The 16,655-nt window shown below is 71.1% G+C and carries 12 protein-coding genes; 1 reads left to right on the top strand and 11 read right to left on the bottom strand.

Annotation, left to right across the window (positions count from 1 at the left end; translation table 11 throughout):
• Positions 1-40: 40 nt before the first annotated feature.
• The 11 genes from ACWEF6_RS15090 to ACWEF6_RS15040 form a co-directional block, all read right to left on the bottom strand.
• On the bottom strand, positions 41-1,870 hold the full coding sequence (locus ACWEF6_RS15090; RefSeq protein ID WP_449683453.1) for an OmpL47-type beta-barrel domain-containing protein: 1,830 nt from the start codon (positions 1,868-1,870) through the stop codon (positions 41-43).
• An 85-nt stretch (positions 1,871-1,955) separates the two neighbouring features.
• Positions 1,956-5,915 (bottom strand): ThuA domain-containing protein, encoded by a 3,960-nt coding sequence (locus ACWEF6_RS15085; protein ID WP_449683452.1) that lies wholly within the window; start codon positions 5,913-5,915, stop codon positions 1,956-1,958.
• Positions 5,915-6,892 carry a multicopper oxidase domain-containing protein gene (locus ACWEF6_RS15080; protein WP_449683451.1) on the bottom strand — a complete coding sequence of 326 codons (978 nt, stop codon included), beginning with the start codon at positions 6,890-6,892 and terminating at the stop codon, positions 5,915-5,917. The genes ACWEF6_RS15085 and ACWEF6_RS15080 overlap by 1 nt, the downstream gene beginning before the upstream one ends.
• Before the next feature lie 19 nt (positions 6,893-6,911).
• Positions 6,912-7,766, bottom strand: a complete 855-nt coding sequence (locus tag ACWEF6_RS15075) for a TIM barrel protein (RefSeq protein ID WP_449683450.1) — start codon at positions 7,764-7,766, stop codon at positions 6,912-6,914.
• A 9-nt stretch (positions 7,767-7,775) separates the two neighbouring features.
• Positions 7,776-8,780 carry a sugar phosphate isomerase/epimerase family protein gene (locus ACWEF6_RS15070; RefSeq protein ID WP_449683449.1) on the bottom strand — a complete coding sequence of 335 codons (1,005 nt, stop codon included), beginning with the start codon at positions 8,778-8,780 and terminating at the stop codon, positions 7,776-7,778.
• Positions 8,777-9,922 (bottom strand): Gfo/Idh/MocA family protein, encoded by a 1,146-nt coding sequence (locus ACWEF6_RS15065; protein WP_449683448.1) that lies wholly within the window; start codon positions 9,920-9,922, stop codon positions 8,777-8,779. The genes ACWEF6_RS15070 and ACWEF6_RS15065 overlap by 4 nt, the downstream gene beginning before the upstream one ends.
• Before the next feature lie 88 nt (positions 9,923-10,010).
• Positions 10,011-11,066: a substrate-binding domain-containing protein gene (locus ACWEF6_RS15060; protein WP_310969748.1), complete on the bottom strand. Its 1,056-nt coding sequence runs from the start codon at positions 11,064-11,066 to the stop codon at positions 10,011-10,013.
• Positions 11,067-11,087: 21 nt separating this feature from the next.
• Positions 11,088-12,086, bottom strand: coding sequence for an ABC transporter permease (locus tag ACWEF6_RS15055; protein ID WP_449683447.1), 999 nt, complete (start codon positions 12,084-12,086; stop codon positions 11,088-11,090).
• Positions 12,083-13,579, bottom strand: a complete 1,497-nt coding sequence (locus ACWEF6_RS15050; RefSeq protein WP_449683446.1) for a sugar ABC transporter ATP-binding protein — start codon at positions 13,577-13,579, stop codon at positions 12,083-12,085. Before ACWEF6_RS15050 ends, ACWEF6_RS15055 begins: the two co-directional genes overlap by 4 nt.
• Entirely contained in the window at positions 13,576-14,763 is a 1,188-nt protein-coding gene (locus ACWEF6_RS15045; protein ID WP_449683445.1) for an ROK family protein, read from the bottom strand. Before ACWEF6_RS15045 ends, ACWEF6_RS15050 begins: the two co-directional genes overlap by 4 nt.
• 223 nt (positions 14,764-14,986) lie before the next feature.
• Complete coding sequence (locus ACWEF6_RS15040; RefSeq protein WP_449683491.1) at positions 14,987-16,159, bottom strand: ROK family transcriptional regulator; 1,173 nt, start codon at positions 16,157-16,159, stop codon at positions 14,987-14,989.
• A 201-nt stretch (positions 16,160-16,360) separates the two neighbouring features.
• Between ACWEF6_RS15040 and ACWEF6_RS15035 the strand changes: the two genes are divergently transcribed.
• The gene (locus tag ACWEF6_RS15035; protein ID WP_449683444.1) at positions 16,361-16,582 is read left to right on the top strand and encodes a hypothetical protein; all 222 of its coding nucleotides are present in this window, start codon (positions 16,361-16,363) and stop codon (positions 16,580-16,582) included.
• Positions 16,583-16,655 lie beyond the last annotated feature (73 nt).

Below are 16,655 nucleotides of genomic sequence, written 5' to 3'. Positions count from 1 at the left end.
CCGAGGACGCGGGTCAACGCGGGCATCCCGCACTCTTGCCCTAGGCGCGAGCCGAGGCTTTCCGCTCACCCCCGTCCGCCGGTGCCGAACCGCCGCCGCCGACGTCGGAGTCGATTGCCGCCGTCACGATGCGGTTGCGGTCGCCAGGTGACAAGACGCCGTTGGCCACCAGTTCCTGCGTCACCGCCTTCACGTGCTTCACGAACCTGTCGTGCGATGCGTACTCCGCGTTCTCGTCGATGACGTCGTTGATCGTGCAGCCGTTGCCGATGTCGATGTTCGCCACCTGGCTGTCGACCCCGCCGATCACCGCCGTCTCGCGGGTGTCCGACACCGGGCAGGCGTCCGGCGGCGGCGCGGCCGCGACCACCGTGAACGCTCCCGAGATCTCGGCCGAGACGTTCCCGGCGACGTCCGTGGCCCGGGCCCGCACGGTGTGCGCCCCCAGCGCCGATACGACCACCGGCGCCGCGTACCTGGTCCACGCCGCGCCGTCCACTTTGTACTCGACGAAGCCCACTCCGGACTCGGTGTCCGAGGCCGTCACCGTCACGGTCGCCGAGCCCACGTAGTTCCAGCCGCCGTCCTGCTTGCCGGTGACCTGGAGCGCGACCGAAGGTGCCGTCGTGTCCCCGCCGGCGACCACGGTGAACGACACCGAACCCTCCGCGGATGCGTTGCCGGCGACGTCCCGAGCGCGGTAGCCCACCGTGTGCGCCCCTGCCGCGGACACCGGAACCGGTGCCGTGTAGGCCGTCCACGCCCCACCGTCCGCTTTGTACTCGACGGCGGCGACCCCGGACCCCGCGTCCGCAGCCGTCACCGTGACCGTCGCCTTGCCGACGTAGCTGCCGTCGGCGTCCTGCGTGCCGGCCACCGAGGCCGACACCGTCGGCGGTGTCGTGTCGCTGCGGACCACCGTGAAGTGGGCCATGCCCTCCGGCGACACGTTCCCGGCGACGTCGGTGGCCCGGTAGTGCAGCATGTGCGTGCCGGCAGCGGAAACCACCACCGGCGCGGTGTAAGCCGTCCAGGCCCCGCCGTCCAGCTGGTACTCCACCGAAGCCACGCCGGAATCCGCGTCCGTGGCCGTGATCCGCGCCGTCGCGGCGTCGAGGTAGTTGCCCGCCGTGTCCTGGGTGCCGGTGATCGCCGCGCTCACCGCGGGCGCCGTCGTGTCCCCCGGCCGTGCGACGACCGTGAAGTGCGCCATCCCTTCTTCCGACGTGTTCCCGGCGACGTCGCGGGCGCGGTAGTGCAGCATGTGCATGCCCGCGGCGGAAACCACCACCGGCGCCGAGTACGCCGTCCAGGTGCCGCCGTCGAGCTGGTATTCGACCGCGGCGACGCCGGAGCCCGCGTCGGTCGCCGAAAGCGCCACCGTGGCGGAGCCGACGTAATTGCCGGACGGGTCGCGATCCCCCGTCACGGCAGCGGTCACGGTCGGCGGGGTCGTGTCGCCGGTGCCGTCGGAGACGACGAACTCCCCCACCATCGCCGTGTGCCCGGGAATCGTGCAGTAGTACCGGTACTTGCCCGGTGTCAGCGTCACGACGGCTTCGTGCCGGCCGTCCTGCGGGTCGAACGGATTGGCCAGGATGTTGAGCGAGACGTCGTGGTTGTAGCCCGGCGTCGTCGTGTCGAAGGTCAGGGTGTGCGACATCCCGGTCGTGTTGCCGGTGGCTTCGCTGTTCTCGAAGACGATGGTGGTCTCGCCGGGCAGGGCGCCGGTCGGCGCGGAGGCGTACTCGGTGGTGCTGTTGTTCCCGGTCCAGGTCAGCGTCTGGACCGGGGCCGCCGCCGCGGGCGTCGCCAGCCCGAGCAGCGCCAGGAACGCGGTCAGCAGCAGGGCGATCAGTCGTGGGGACATCGCGGGGAACCCTTCCTGAAGTGGGCCTCGTGAGTGGTAAGGCGGGTTAGAACCCGCCTTACCACTCACGACGGCCGCGGCAGACCTACAGCTGCCGCACCCGGATGTTGCGGAACTCGATCAGGTCGTTGTCGCTGTGGTTCTGCAGCCCGATGAACCCGCTGACGAACTGCCGCAGGTCGGTCGGCGGGTCACCCGCCCGCGACGACTGCTGGCCCGGCGTGTTGTCGAACTCGTTGATCACCACGCCGTTGCGGATCATCGTGTAGTGCTGCCCGACGACCTTGATCTCGTACTCGTTCCACGTCCCCTTCGGCCGCGCGCCCGCCTGGTCGAGCGGGCGCGGGTCGAAGTTGTAGACCGACCCGGTCTTCTGCGGCTCGCCGGTGTCGCCGTCGTAGATCTGGATCTCGTGGCCGCAGTAGATCGCGACCCACGCCTGCGACGTCCGCGCCGACCCGACCGTGCCGCAGCTGCCCGGCGGCCGCTGGTCGAGGGGGGTCCGCGGGTCCGGGAACCGGACGAACACGCCGCTGTTGGCCCGGAAGCCATCCGGGGCGATGTCCTTGAACTGCACCTTCACCGAGAAGTCGCCGAACTGCCGCTGGGCGTACCAGAGCATGCCCAGCCCGCCGGCCGAGCGGATGGACCCGTCGGGTTGCAGCGTGAACTGCCCCGAAGGGGCCTGTTCCCAGGCCCGCAGCGACGCGGCTGTGCCGTCGAAGAGCGCCTCGTAGCCGGTGGTCCCCGGTTTCCCGATCGGTGACGCCTCGGCGGCCGCGTTCAGCTCCGCCACCTCGGCGTCGTCGAGCACCCCGAGGTCCGACAGCGTCTCGGTGGCCTGCTCGACGTGGTTGACGAACGCCGCGTGCGTGCTCCACGTGCCTTCGTCGTCGAGGAAGTCGTCCACCGTGCAGCCACCGCCGGCGTTGCGGTTGACCACCTTCGTGACGGTGTCGCCCAAGGTCACCACCGGACTCGGATCGGCCACCGCGCAGCCGACGTTCACCGACGCCCGGGTCGTCACCGCCTCGCCGTCCGCGTAGGTCACGGTGAGCTTGGCGGTGAAGATCCCGGTCCGCGGGTAGGTGTGCCGCGGGTCGGCCTGGGTGGACACCGAGCCGTCGCCGAACTCCCACCGGTAGGACACGCCACCGGACTTCGACCCGGTGAACGCCGCCGTCAGCGCCTTGTTCTGCACCATGGTCGACGACGCCGCAGGAGCGGGCGTCGGCGCACCGCCGGTGTAGCTGATCTTCAGCAGCTTCTGGTTGGCGTCCAGGGAGAAGAAGCCGTTGCCGTAGTCGAGCACGTACAGCGCGCCGTCCGGCCCGAACTTGGCGTCCATCCAGCTCTGCACCCGGGTGTCCCCCGAGCCGCCCGGGATGATCTGCCGGAACGTCTCGGCGAACACCGGCGGCTGGTGCGTCGGCACGCCCGCCGGGTCGACCGCCACCGCGACGCGGTTCTGCGAGTTGGCCTCGTCGGCGATGAACCACTTGTTGTCCCAGTACTCCGGCCACGCGACGCCGCTGTTCGTGTTGACCAGCGAGCGGTGGTAGGTCGGCCCGGACATGACGGCCTGGCCGCCGCCCCGCAGGTACGGCTGGGTGTAGGTGGCGTCCGCCGCGTTGTACGTCGGGATCGACGAACCCGGCCGCTTCGGGAAGACCGGGCCGCCGCCGTCCGGCGAGTACCAGATCATGTTGTCCTTGATCGGCGGCAGCGTCACCAGGCCGGTGTTGCGCGGCGAGGTGTTCACCGGGTGGTCGCAGTCGTACCAGCCGGTGAGTTCCGCGGCGTTGGTGCTGCTGCGGTCGCGGTAGGGCTGCCGGTTGCCCATGCAGTACGGCCAGCCGTGGTTGCCCGCCTCGGTGATGATCGTGGCCGTCTCGTACTTCGCCGGCCCGAGCTCCGGGCTCGGCGACGGCGCGTCCGGGCCGACCCAGCCCGCGGTCAGCCAGTTGTGCACCGGGTCGATCTGCAGCCGCGAGATGTTGCGGACGCCCATCACGTAGATCTCCGGGCGGGTCTTGTCCGCCGGCCCGCTCGGGAACAGGTTGCCCTGCGGGATGGTGTACGTCCCGTTCGCCTCCGGGTGGATCCGCAGGATCTTGCCGCCGAGGTCGTTCGTGTTGCCCGCCGTGCGGCGCGCGTCCTGGAACGACAGGCCCTTGTAGTCGAGGGTCCAGTTGTTGCCCGAGTACCCGTTCGACCCGCCCGAGGAGTTGTTGTCCCCGGACCCGACGTAGAGGTTGCCGTCCTTGTCGAACGCCATGCCGCCGCCGGCGTGGCAGCAGCTGTGGATCTGCACGTCCCAGGACAGCAGGTCCTTGCGGGTGGCCTGGTCGATCGTCTGCGCGCCCGCGTCGTAGGTGAACCGCGAGATCGTGCGCTTCCCGATCCGCTTGTCGCGGTCGATCGACTCGTGCGGCATCCAATAGGCGTAGAAGAAGCCGTTCTCGGTGAACTTCGGGTCCAGCACCATCCCGAGCAGGCCCTCTTCGTTCTTGACCAGCTCGTCGCCGCTGCCGCGGTTGCCCATCACCCGCAACGTGGTGAGCAGCTTGACCTTCTTGGTGGCCGGGTCCCACTGGTGGATCGTGCCGCAGCCGAGGCCGACGTTCGGGTCGTCCCAGCTGACCACCGGCCCGGTCGGGCAGGCCGCCTTGCCGATGTAGAACACCTTGCCGTCCGGGGCGATGGTCAGCCCGTGCGGCTCGCCGATCTGGTCGAGCTGCCCGGCCGCGTTCTTGCCGGTCAGCTTCTCCACCTTGTAGTTCGCCGCGATCCCGGCCTGGCAGTCGCCGCGGACCATGCCGGTGGTCCAGCGCAGGGCGCCGAGCAGGTGGTCGCGGAACTGCCCTTCGCCGTAGGAGCCCTCGGTGCGGCCCATGCCGGTGTAGAAGGAGCGGCCGCCGTCGTAGTCGCGGCACCAGGAGATCGGGTGGAACGGGCCGTTCGCGCCGACGCCCGGCTGGTAGCCCTTCTCCTCGACCTGCGCGACGGGGTGGACGGTGCCGACCGGATTGGTCTCCCAGTTGAGCCAGCGGTCGGTGCGCGTCCAGTTCTGCGGCAGCCCCTTGGTGGCCGGGTGCTTCGCGTCGAGGACGTCGACGACGGCCTGCTGCGGCGCCGGCTCGGGCGGCGGCGGGGTGGTCGAGGTGTCCTTGAACAGCTTGAGGTCCGCCAGCTGGATGATCGGCTCACCGGCGTTCGCGGTGATGTTCAGCCGGTAGTTCGGGTAGACCGTGGTGTTGGCGAAGGTGAACGTCCGGGTCTGGAACGGCTCGGTGAACGTCTCGTTCGCCCGGGTGTCCAGGTCGGTCCAGGTGCTGCCGTCCGCGGACCCCTGCAGCGTCCAGTTCTTCGGGTTCCGGCCCGGGAAGTCGTTCGCCGAGGTCAGCGAGTAGCTGCTGATCGCGACCGGGGTGGCCATCTTGTAGGCGGCCCAGCCGGTCGTCGCGAACGTCAGCCACTTCGTGTTCTCGTTGTTGTCGGCCAGTTTCTCCTTGGTTTCGTTGGGCGGGTTCTCCCCGCTCGCGGTCACCGACGCGACCGCTTCGGGGGTGAGCCGCGCCCCGACCGGGCGCGCCCCGATCAGGCCGGTGAACCACTGCGACGAGTCCTGCGCGCGGGCGGCGTCGGAGATGCCGAGGAAGCCGCCACCCGCCTTCATGTACGCCTGCAGCGCGCCTTCCTGGTCCCGGCTGAGCGTGACGCCCTGCGCGGACAGGAAGACGACACCGCGGTAGCGGGCCAGGTTGGCGGTGCTGAAGACGGCGGGATCCTGCGACGCCGTCACCGTGATGCCGTTGTCCCCGCCCAGCCGCGCGATCGCGTCCGCCGCGCGGAGCACCGGGTCCTTCTGACCGGCCGCGGCGCCGTGGAAGACCAGCACGTTCACCGGCACGTTCGCCGCGGGGGCCGCCGCGGCCACGGGCATCGCCAGCAGCGATGCCCCGGCCGCGAGGACCGAGCCGATGGCGAGCACGACCGCGCCGCGCCTGCCGAACCATCGTCGTTTCATGACTCCCCTCCTCATCACGAGTGCGTCCCGGCGTCCGGGCTCAGGCCGTGCCCGGTGTGGCCGTGCTCCTTGAACCGGTCGATCGCGTCCTGCGCGCCGTCGGGCAGGCTGCCGTCGGGGTTGCGGACCAGGAAGAGCCCCACCATGCCGCCGTCGGAATGGGTCTGGACGTGGCAGTGGTACATCCACGCCCCGGGCCCGGAACCTTCGCCGGCGATCACCTGGAACCCGAACGAGCTGCCCGGGTCGAGGTTCTTGTTGTCGACGATGGCAACGTTGTCAGCGGCGCTGCCGAGCATCCCGGTCCGGGTATCGGCCCAGCGGTGCCCGTGCAGGTGGAACGTGTGCGGCAGGCTGCCGTACCCGATGCAGACCCACTCGACGCGCTCGCCGAGGCGAGCCTCGAACATCGGCGTGTCGGGCGCCATCGCGTGGTTGATCAGCATTTCGTTGAACACGACCGTGTACTGCTTGCTGGGCAGCAGGTCGCCGCGCTTGCGGACGATCAGCCCGCCGTACAGCCCGCGGGCGAGGCCGGCGGTGCCGTGGTCGGTGCCCATGGCGTGGTCGTGGTAGTGCCAGTAGCCGGCGCTGCCGGGCATCCAGAACCCGCCGCCGGCGTCGTACCGGGCTCGCGTGCGCCAGGTGTACTTGCGCGTCTCGCCGGGGTTGTTGAAGGACGCGTTGAGCGGGGCGCCGTCCGACGCGGTGTCGTAGATGACGCCGTGCGGGTGGATCGACAGCCGTTTGTCGGTCCGGTTGACCAGTTCGATCTCGAGGGTGTCGCCCTCGTAGACCTCCAGCAGCGGCCCCGGGATGGTGGCCTTGCCCGGCTCGAGGCCGTAGCCGTAGAGGCCGCCGGGCAGGGCTTCGGCGTAGATGGTGATCTGGCGGGTCAGCCCCGCGGCGAAGGCCGCATCGGCCGCCCCGACCGCGGGCGCGAGCACACCCGCGGCGGTTCCGGCCAGCATCGACCGACGTGATACTCGCATGTCGAGTCCCCCGGGGCTCTCAGAACCGGACGGTGCGGAGGTATTCGAACCCGACCTTCGCCGTGCTGAGCGGATCGGCCGGCTGGTCGTGCTCGACGATGAACTCGCGGATGTGGTGACAGGACGCGGCGAAGATGCGCCGGAAGTCGATCACGCCGGTGCCGGGGTCGGTCATCTGCCCGTCCGCGGTCCGGTCCTTGACGTGGTATTGCGTCACCCGCGGGTAGTGCTGCCGGAACAGCTGCACCGGATCGGCGCCGCCGGTCACCGCCCAGAACAGGTCGATCTCGAGGTGGACGGTCCGCTTGTCGGTCTTCGCGGTCAGGACGTCGTAGGGCCGCACGCCGCCGATCGGGGCGAACTCGTGGTTGTGGTTGTGGTAGCCGAGCGCGATCCCGGCCTTCCGGAACGCCGTCGCGGCGGTGTTCAGGCGGCCCGCGAAGGCCTCCCACTCGGCGATGGTGGCGAAGTTCGCGTACGGCACGTTGGCGAGGGTGTTGCCGAGGATCTTCGCGTCGGCGATGGTCTGGTTCAGGTCGCCGTCGATGCCGACGTGCGTCGAGGACGCCTTGAGGTGGCAGCGGTCGAGGATGGCGCGGAACTCGGCGGCGCTGCGGCCGTAGGTCCCGGCCAGCTCGACCTTCCGGTAGCCGATGTCGGCCAGCGCGGAGAGCGTGCCTTCCGGGTCGTCCTGCAGCAGCGACCGGAGGGAGTAGAGCTGGATGCTGATCTTCTCGAGCGGCACGCGGCGGCGAGCCGGAGAGGCGCTCGCGGTGCCGGGCACCGCGATGGCCGCCGCCCCCACCGTCAGGGCCGCTGTCGCCACGTTCAGGAAGGTTCGCCGGGAGTGCTGTTCAGCTTCATGACCGCACATGGAACTCCCTCATTTCTGGTTGCTGAAAGCCGCGTCGAAGGCCGCCGACGGCTTGTCGAACAGGTGCGCGCGCACGTACTTCACCGCCTCCGCCGCGCCGCGGAGCCGGTCCATCCCGGCGTCTTCCCACTCCACCGAAATCGGGCCGGTGTAGCCGATCGAGTTCAGCGCCCGGAAGCAGTCCTCCCACGGGACGTCGCCGTGGCCGACGGACACGAAGTCCCAGCCCCGCCGCGCGTCCGCCCACGCTAGGTGCGACCCGAGCCGTCCGTTGCGGCCGTCGAAGCGCTTGCGGGTGTCCTTGCAGTCGACGTGGTAGATCCGGTCGGCGAAGTCGAGGATGAACCCGACCGGGTCGAGGTCCTGCCAGACGAAGTGCGACGGGTCCCAGTTCAGCCCGAACGCCGGCCGGTGCTCCACGGCCTCCAGCGCGCGCTGGGTCGTCCAGTAGTCGTAGGCGATCTCCGAGGGGTGGACCTCGTGCGCGAACCGGACGCCGACCTCGTCGAAGACGTCCAGGATCGGGTTCCACCGGCGGGCGAAGTCCGCGTAGCCGTCATCGATGTCAGCGCGCGAGACCGGCGGGAACATCGCGACGTACTTCCAGATCTTGGAGCCGGTGAAGCCGATGACGGTGTCCACGCCGAGCTTCGCCGCCGCCCGCGCGGTGTCGGCCATCTCGGCCGCCGCCCGCTGCCGGACGCCCTCGGCTTCGCCGTCGCCCCAGATGCGGGACGGCAGGATCGCCTGGTGCCGCTGGTCGATCGGGTCGTCGCAGACGGCCTGCCCGACGAGGTGGTTCGAGATCGCCCACACCTTGAGGCCGTGCTCGGCGAGCAGCCGCAGCCGCCCCGGCACGTAGTCCTCTTCGGACAGTGCCCGGTCGACCTCGAAGTGGTCGCCCGAGCAGGCGATCTCCAGCCCGTCGTAGCCCCACTCCGAGGCGAGCTTGCAGACCTCGGTGAACGGCAGATCGGCCCACTGGCCGGTGAACAACGTGACGGGACGGCTCATTTCTCCTCCACCGGTGTCCAAGTCGCTTCCGCGGCCGCGCTTTTCTCGACGGCGTCCAGCACCCGCTGGACGCGCAGGCCGTCGTCGAAGCCCGGCGCGGGGTCGGTGCCCGCGCCGATGGCGTCCAGGAGGTCGGCGACCTCGTGGGTGAACGTGTGCTCGTAGCCGAGGAGGTGCCCCGGCGGCCACCACGCACCGACGTACGGGTGCTGCGGCTCGGTGACGAGGATGCGCCGGAACCCGGCTTCGGTGCCGGTGCCCTCGTACCACTGGAGTTCGTTCATCGACTCGAAGTCGAACGCCAGGCTCGCCTTCGAGCCGTTGATCTCCAGCCGCATCGCGTTCTTGCGGCCCAGCGCGAACCGGGTCGCCTCGAAGGTCGCCACCGCGCCCCCGGACAGCCGGGCCAGGAACACCGCGGTGTCGTCGACCGTGACGTCGTCGGTGCCGCCGGTCTCGGCCGGCCGCTGCTTGACGAAGGTGTTCGTCAGCGCCGAGACGCCGGTGATCAGCTCGCCGGTGACGAACTGGGCCGCGTCGACGATGTGCGCCCCCAGGTCGCCCAGCGCTCCCGAACCGGCGCTTTCGCGACGCAGCCGCCAGGTCATCGGCGCCTGCGGGTCGGACAGCCAGTCCTGCAGGTACACCGACCGCACGTGCCGGATCTCGCCGAGTGCCCCGCCCTCGACCAGTTTCCGGGCGTGGGCGAGTGCGGGCACCCGGCGGTAGTTGAACGCGACCATGGCCCGTACCCCGCGTTCCCGGGCCCGCCGCGCCGCCTCGGCCATCGCTTCGGCTTCGGCGACCGAGTTGGCCAGGGGTTTCTCGCACAGCACGTGCTTCCCGGCCGCCAGCGCGGCGATGGCGATCTCCGCGTGGCTGTCCCCCGGGGTGCAGACGTCGACCAGGCCGACGTCGTCCCGGGCGACGAGCTTCCGCCAGTCGGTTTCGACGTCGTCCCAGCCGAACTTCTCCGCGGCGGCCTTGGCCCGGGCCTCGTCCCGGCCGCCGAGGACGGCGAGTCGCGGCACCAGCGGCGGATCGAAGAACCGGTGGACGCTGCGCCACGCGTGCGAATGCACCGCACCCATGAACGCGTGGCCCACCATCCCGATCCCGATCGTTTCCCGTGCCGGGCTCATACCCCTCCTTGCGTTTCGTAGTGGGTCGTGAGTGGTAAAGCGGGTTCTAACCCGCCTTACCACTCACGAAGGCCGCGGAAGACTCTGGTCAGGAGTCGAAGCCGACGTCGAGGTACTGGTCGACGTTCTCCTTGGTCACGACCGCCGAGTACGTGGTGATCTCGGCCGGGATGTCGTGCTCGGCCAGGTCGCCGATCCCCTTGCCCTGCCCGAGCAGCCGGGCGAGCGCGACCGCGGTCGAGGCCATCGACGGGCTGTAGAGCACGGTCGCCTTGATCGGCGAGGAGTCGGCCTTGATCAGGTTCATCATGTTCTTCGAGCCGGCGCCGCCGACCATGATGAACTCCTTGCGGCCCGCGGTGTCGATCGCCGCGTTGACGCCGATGCCCTGGTCGTCGTCGTGGTTCCACAGGGCGTCCAGCTTGGGCGCGCCCTGCAGCAGGTTCGCCGTCTGCTGCTCGCCCGACTCCGACGTGAACTGCGCCGACACGCGCGGGCCCACACTGAACCCGGCGCGCCCCAGCGCGTCCTTGAAGCCCTTGCTGCGTTCCTGGGTCAGCGGCAGCGAGTCGATCCCGGCGACCTCGCCGATGACCGGGTTCGCGACGTTCTTCTTCTTGAGCTCCGCGGCGATGTAGTTGCCCGCGTTGACGCCCATCCGGTAGTTGTCGCCGCCGATCCAGGTTCGGTACGCCAGCGGCGTGTCGAAGACGCGGTCGAGGTTGATCACCGGGATGCCGGCGTCCATCGCCTGCTGGCCGACCGCGGTGAGCGCCTTGCCGTCGAAGGGCAGGATGACCAGGACGTCGACCTTCGCGTTGATCAGCGTCTCCACCTGGGAGATCTGCTGGTTGACGTCGTTGGTGCCTTCGGTCGCGTTGAACTTCACCTCGCTGAACTTCTGCGCCTGGGCCTTGGCGTTCTTGGTGATCGCGGCGATCCAGCCGTGGTCGGCGGCCGGTGCGGAGAAGCCGATGGTGATCGGCTTGCCCGGCTGGGCGTTGTTGCCCGCGTTGGCGACCGGCGCGTTCGACTCCGAGTTCGCGGGCGTGTTCGACGTGCAGCCGGCCAGCAGCGCGCCGGCGCCGACGGCGGCCCCGCCCAGCAGGAATCCCCGGCGGCCGAGGAAGGGTTGTTCGGCCATGTTGACCTCCATCGGTGATTTCTACGGACCGGTCCTGGCTTTCCTGGCCCGGAACTGCAAGAGCACGGCGAGCACGATGATCACGCCCTTGGCGATGTTCTGGATGTCGGTGTCCAGGTTGTTCAGCGTGAAGATGTTCGACAGCACCGTGAAGATCAGCACGCCGACGAGGGTGCCGATGAGCGAGCCGCGGCCGCCGGTCAGCAGCGTGCCGCCGATGACCACCGCCGCGATCGCGTCGAGTTCGTAGAACATGCCGTTGGTCGACGCGCCCGCCGTCGTCCGCGCGACGACCATCAGCGCGGCGATCCCGCAGCAGAGCCCGGCCACGCCGTAGACGAGCGCGAGGTGGCGCTTGACGTTGATGCCGGCCAGCCGGGACGCCTCGGCGTTGCCGCCGACCGCGTACGTCCGGCGGCCGAAGGTGGTGCGGTTGAGCACCACCCAGCCGACCGCGAAGACCAGCGCGAACAGCCAGATCAGCGTCGGGATGCCGAGGAAGCCGCCGCGGAAGAAGGCCAGGAAGTCCTGGTCGGTGACGACCTGGGTGCGGCGGCCGCTGATCCGCTCGGCGAGCCCGCGGGCCGAGACGTACATCGCCAGGGTGGCGATGAACGGCACGACTTTGCCGTAGGCGACCAGGACGCCGTTGATCAGCCCGCAGCCGAGCCCGACCGCGAGTCCGCAGAGGACCATCACGAACGGCCCGTACGACTGCGTGGCCAGCGTGGTCAGCCAGACGCCGGCCAGGCCGACCATCGAGCCGACCGACAGGTCGATGCCGCCGCTGATGATCACGAACGTCATCCCGACGCTGACCACGCCGATCGCGGCGGCCAGCCGCAGGATCGTCGAGATGTTGCTTTCGGTGAAGAACAGTTCGGGCCGGGTGAACTGGCCGACCAGGCACAGGACGACGAGCACCCCGGCCAGGCCGAGCAGCCGCGGGTCGGCGGAGAAGGTGAACCGCTTCCGTTCGGCGGGCAGCGCTTCCTGGGGCGGTGCCTGGGTTTCGGTCATGCCGCGCTCCCCTCGAGAATCACGTCGAGCACCTCGGCCTCGGTCAGCCCGGCGGAGCGCCGGTCGGCGAGGACCCGGCCCTCGCGCAGCACCAGCACCCGGTCGGACAGCCCGAGCACCTCGGGGATTTCACTGGACACCAGCACGATCGCCACGCCGGTCGCGGCCAGCTCGTCGATCAGCCGGTACAGCTCGGCGCGGGCGCCGACGTCGACACCGCGCGTCGGCTCGTCGAGCAGCAGCACCCGGCAGCCGCGGACCAGCCACCGCGCGAGCACGGCCTTCTGCTGGTTGCCGCCCGACAGCGTGCGGACGATCCGCCGCGGGTCGGCGGGTCGCAGGTCGAGGCGGCGCAGGCTGGCGCCGGCGTCGTCCAGTTCGCGGGCGCGCTCGGTGAAGCCGAGTTTCGCGTACCGGCCGAGGCTGGCCAGGGTGACGTTGTGCACCACCGGCAGGTCGAGCAGCAGGCCCTGGCTCTTGCGCTCCTCGGGCGCGAGGCCGATGCCCGCCTTGACCGCCGCCCGGACGCCGGGAGCGAGCGGCTTCCCCTGGACCGCAACGGTTCCGCGGTCGGCCTTGCGGGCGCCGAAGATCGTTTCCAGCAGCTCGCTGCGCCCGGAGCCGACCAGGCCGGCGATGCCGACGACCTCGCCGGCGTGGACGGTGAAGCTCACGTCCTCGAACTCGCCGTGCCGGGTGAGGTTCTCGACGGCGAGCGCGGTCTCCGGTTTCGCGTGCCCGTCGTGGCGCGGCCCGAAGACCGTCTCGACCTTGCGGCCGGCCATCAGCGCGACCAGGTCGGCGGTCGGCGTCTCGCGGGCGTCGAGGCCGGTGCCGACGGTCCGGCCGTCCTTGAGCACGGTCACCCGGTGCCCGATCCGGCGCAGCTCCTCCAGGCGGTGGGAGATGTAGACGACCGCGACGCCGTCGGCGGTCAGCTCGCCGACGATCCGGAAGAGGTTGTCGACCTCCTCGCCGGCCAGCGCGGCGGTGGGTTCGTCCATCACGAGCAGCCGGGCGTCGTGGGCCAGCGCGCGGGCCATCGAGACGAGCTGCTGGCCGGCGGCCGACAGCTTGCCGACCTCGGTCGACGGCCGGATGTCCGGGTGGCCGAGCCGGGCCATCAGGCGGGCGGCTTCGTCGCGGGCCTGGGAGATGCGCGTGAAGCCGAAGCGGGCGCGTTCGTGGCCGAGGAAGATGTTGTCCGCCACCGAAAGCCCGGGCACGAGGTCGAGTTCCTGGTACATGGTGGCGATGCCCAGGCGCAGGGCGTCGACCGGCGAGCCGAGCGTCACCGCTTCGCCCTGCCAGGTGAGTTCGCCGGTGTCGGGCTGGTGCGCGCCGGAGAGGACCTTGATCAGCGTCGACTTCCCGGCGCCGTTCTGGCCGAGCAGGCAGTGCACCTCGCCGGCTTCGACGTCGAGGTCGACGCCGTCGAGGGCGCGGACGCCGGGGAAGGTCTTCACGATCCCGCGGACGGACAGCAGGGTCATACCGTGGCCTCCTCGGCGAGCGTCGGGTTCGCGAACAGCCGCTCGGCCGCCACGTGCGCGGCACCCCGCAGCGGCGCCTGCAGGCCGAGCCCGGACGCCACGACCCGCGCCTGGCCGAGCGGCCGGGCGGCGAGTTCGACGCGGACCGGTTCGACCAGCCACTCCCCCAGTTCCGCGAAGTAGCCGCCGAGCACGACGACGTCCGGGTCGAGCACGTCGACCACCGTGGACAGGGCAATGCCGAGCGCGACGCCGAGTTCGTGGACCGCTGTCACCGCGCGCTGGTCACCCAGCCGGATGCGGTCGGTGAGCCGGGCGACGCGGCCTTCGACGCCGTCGGCGGGATCGTGCAGCGGGTCGCCGGGGGCCGCCGCCGCGCGCAGGACGGCGGCGAGGCTCGCTTTGGTTTCCAGGCAGCCGGTCCGGCCGCAGGAGCAGCGTTCGCCGGAGGGGTCGACGGCGATGTGCCCGACCTCGCCCGCGAAGCCGCGCGCGCCGCGCAGGATCGTGCCGCCGGAGACGAACCCGCCGCCGACGGCGGTGCCGCCGCCGAGGTAGAAGACCTCGGTGCCGGTGCCCGCGACCGATTCGGCGAGGGCACCGAGGTTGGCGTCGTTGTCCACGGCGATGGCGGCGGCGGGGACGCCCAGCCGGGCCGCCATGAGGCCGGCGATTTCGGCGTCCCGCCAGCGCAGCGCGGGCGCGAACCGCAGCACGGCGGCGGCCGAGTCGACCAGGCCGGGCACCGAGATCGCGACGCCGACCGGCGGCCCGGGCAGGACCGAGTGAGCCAGCCGGCCGAGCTCGTCCATCGTTCTCTGGAGCCCGAGCGCGGCGACGTCGACGGTCTCGGCGCGTTCGGCCAGCACCCGGCCGGACAGGTCGGTGACCCGGGCCGAGAGCCGGTCGGCCTCGATACCCATTGCCAGCGCGTACGCGTCTTCGCCGTGCAGCTCGACCAGCCGGCTCGGCCGCCCGTTGCCGGGGCGGACCCCGGCGGGCCGGACCAGGCCGCGCTCGGCGAGTTCGGTGAGCAGGCCGGGCACCGCGGACTTGGGGAGGCCGCAGCGGGCCGCCAGCTGGGTGCGCGAGAGCGGGCCGGTGCGCAGTGCCCGCAGGACCGCGGCCAGGTTCGCCGTACGCGGGCTCGCCGAACCGGCTCGCCTCGTTCCGGTGACGGCCACGGTGCCCCCATCTTGCGCTGGCTACTGAACGCACTTTGTCGCTCAGGCAGCGAAAGTAGGGTGACTGGCATCACTCGTCAAGGTGATGCGGGTGCGTTTAGTCGGGTTTTCACCCGGATAGACGTGCGAAACCGGACAGACTTTCGCTCGATGCGTACGAAAGTCTGTCCGATCTTGACGTTACATTGTGGACGCGTTCAGCAACGCTCGGTTATCTGATTGCTCAGCTGCTGAGCGTGAATGCGCGATCCGTGGCCGACCAGGCGGCCCCGATGACGCCCGCCGTCTCGCCCAGCTCGGACAGCACGATCGGCAGGTTTCCGGTGGCCAGAGGCAGCGAGCGCCGGTACACCGCGCTGCGGACCTCGGCGAGCAGCTGGTGCCCGAGCTGGGCCACCCCGCCGCCGATCACCACCATGCCCGGGTTGATGAAGCAGACCAGCGAGGCGATGACCTGGCCGAGCCGGCGCCCGCCGTCGCGGATGAGATTGACCGCGCCGGAGTCGCCGGCCGCGGCGGCCCGGCCGACGTCACGGGCGGTGACGACCCCGCGTTCGGCGGCCGCCTCGGCCAGGTGCGCCGACCGGCCGCTGCGGGCCAGGGCCAGCCCGTCACGGGCGAGGGCGGCCCCGCCGAAGTAGGCCTCCAGGCAGCCGACCTCGCCGCACGCGCAGGTCGGGCCGAAGTCGTCGAGCCGGATGTGCCCGATGTCGCCCGCGGTGCCCGCGACCCCGCGGTAGACCTTGCCGCCGAGCACGATCCCGCAGCCGATCCCGGTGCCGATCTTGACGAACATCAGGTCGTCGGTCGAGCGCGCGACCCCGGCGTGCCGCTCGCCGAGCGCCATCGCGTTGACGTCGTTGTCCACCGCGACCGGACAGCCCCACAGCCCGCCGAGGTGGTCGCGGACGTTGAACCGGTCCCAGCCGGGCATGATCGGCGGCGCGACGGCCATGCCTTCGGCGAAGCTGACCGGCCCCGGCAGCCCGATCCCGGCGGCGATCAACCGGCCGGGCGCCTCGTCCCGGACCTTTGCGGCGAGCTCGGCGACCCGCCGCAGCACCGGGTGCGGGCCCTGCCGCACATCGCAGTCCTCGACGGCGTGCGCGAGCACCTCGCACGAGGCATCGGTGACGGCCACGCCGACCGACGTCGCCCCGACGTCGACGGCGAGCACCCGCAGCTCCCCCGCGAGCCGCACGAGCGTGGACCGCCGCCCGCCCCGGCTGGCCGACGGCCCGGCGGCTTCGACGAGCCCGACCTCGGCGAGCCGGGCGACCTCGGCGCCCACCCGGGCGCGCGGCAGTTCCAGGCGCTCGCCCAGTTCGACCCGCGACATCGGGCCGTCGTCGCGGAGCAGGGTCAGCAGCCGGGTCTGGTGCCGGGTTTCGACCATCGACTGCTCCGGGGTGGATACCGTGCTCATTCGCCTCAGCGTACTGGTGCGCGGCGGCCCGCCGATCCGCCCGGCCGTGGCTGGCGGGGTGCGGGTGGGGGTCACCCGGACCGGTGCGATCGGCGCCGATCCCGTTCACCGGCCGGGCTTCGGGGGCAGCCTCCCGCCATCGCAAACCGGCTCTACGACAGGAGGATCACCATGCGACGGATCACGGCCGCGCTGGGTGCGTTGGCGTTGACGACCGGAGTCCTCACCGGCGCTTCGGCCGCCGCACCGGTATCGGCAACGCCATCGGCCTCGGCTCAGGCGGAGAGCGTCCCGGCGGAGAGGTGCATCGGCAGCTCGCTCGCGATGTTCGCCACGACGGCGTTGTGCGTGGTCCCCCGGACCTATCCGATCCTGCTCATCCCGGCGAGCTGAGCCGGCCGGCGGGCGGGTGCGGGGTGCCGATCGGGTGCCCCGGCACCCGGCCCGCCGGCCGGCCAGGCCGATC

This window comes from Amycolatopsis sp. NPDC004772, assembly GCF_053601215.1.
Note: the sequence above shows the minus strand (reverse complement) of the source record. Positions and strands in the feature narration are given on the sequence as shown.

Bases quoted from the DNA above. Each gene is read 5' to 3' on its own strand.
- ACWEF6_RS15040 (WP_449683491.1), bottom strand. From the start codon at position 16,159: ATGGTCGAAACCCGGCACCAGACCCGGCTGCTGACCCTGCTCCGCGAC.
- ACWEF6_RS15075 (WP_449683450.1), bottom strand. From the start codon at position 7,766: ATGTGCGGTCATGAAGCTGAACAGCACTCCCGGCGAACCTTCCTGAAC.
- ACWEF6_RS15090 (WP_449683453.1), bottom strand. From the start codon at position 1,870: ATGTCCCCACGACTGATCGCCCTGCTGCTGACCGCGTTCCTGGCGCTG.
- ACWEF6_RS15055 (WP_449683447.1), bottom strand. From the start codon at position 12,086: ATGACCGAAACCCAGGCACCGCCCCAGGAAGCGCTGCCCGCCGAACGG.
- ACWEF6_RS15070 (WP_449683449.1), bottom strand. From the start codon at position 8,780: ATGAGCCGTCCCGTCACGTTGTTCACCGGCCAGTGGGCCGATCTGCCG.
- ACWEF6_RS15050 (WP_449683446.1), bottom strand. From the start codon at position 13,579: ATGACCCTGCTGTCCGTCCGCGGGATCGTGAAGACCTTCCCCGGCGTC.
- ACWEF6_RS15065 (WP_449683448.1), bottom strand. From the start codon at position 9,922: ATGAGCCCGGCACGGGAAACGATCGGGATCGGGATGGTGGGCCACGCG.
- ACWEF6_RS15085 (WP_449683452.1), bottom strand. From the start codon at position 5,915: ATGAGGAGGGGAGTCATGAAACGACGATGGTTCGGCAGGCGCGGCGCG.
- ACWEF6_RS15035 (WP_449683444.1), top strand. From the start codon at position 16,361: ATGCGACGGATCACGGCCGCGCTGGGTGCGTTGGCGTTGACGACCGGA.
- ACWEF6_RS15080 (WP_449683451.1), bottom strand. From the start codon at position 6,892: ATGCGAGTATCACGTCGGTCGATGCTGGCCGGAACCGCCGCGGGTGTG.
- ACWEF6_RS15060 (WP_310969748.1), bottom strand. From the start codon at position 11,066: ATGGCCGAACAACCCTTCCTCGGCCGCCGGGGATTCCTGCTGGGCGGG.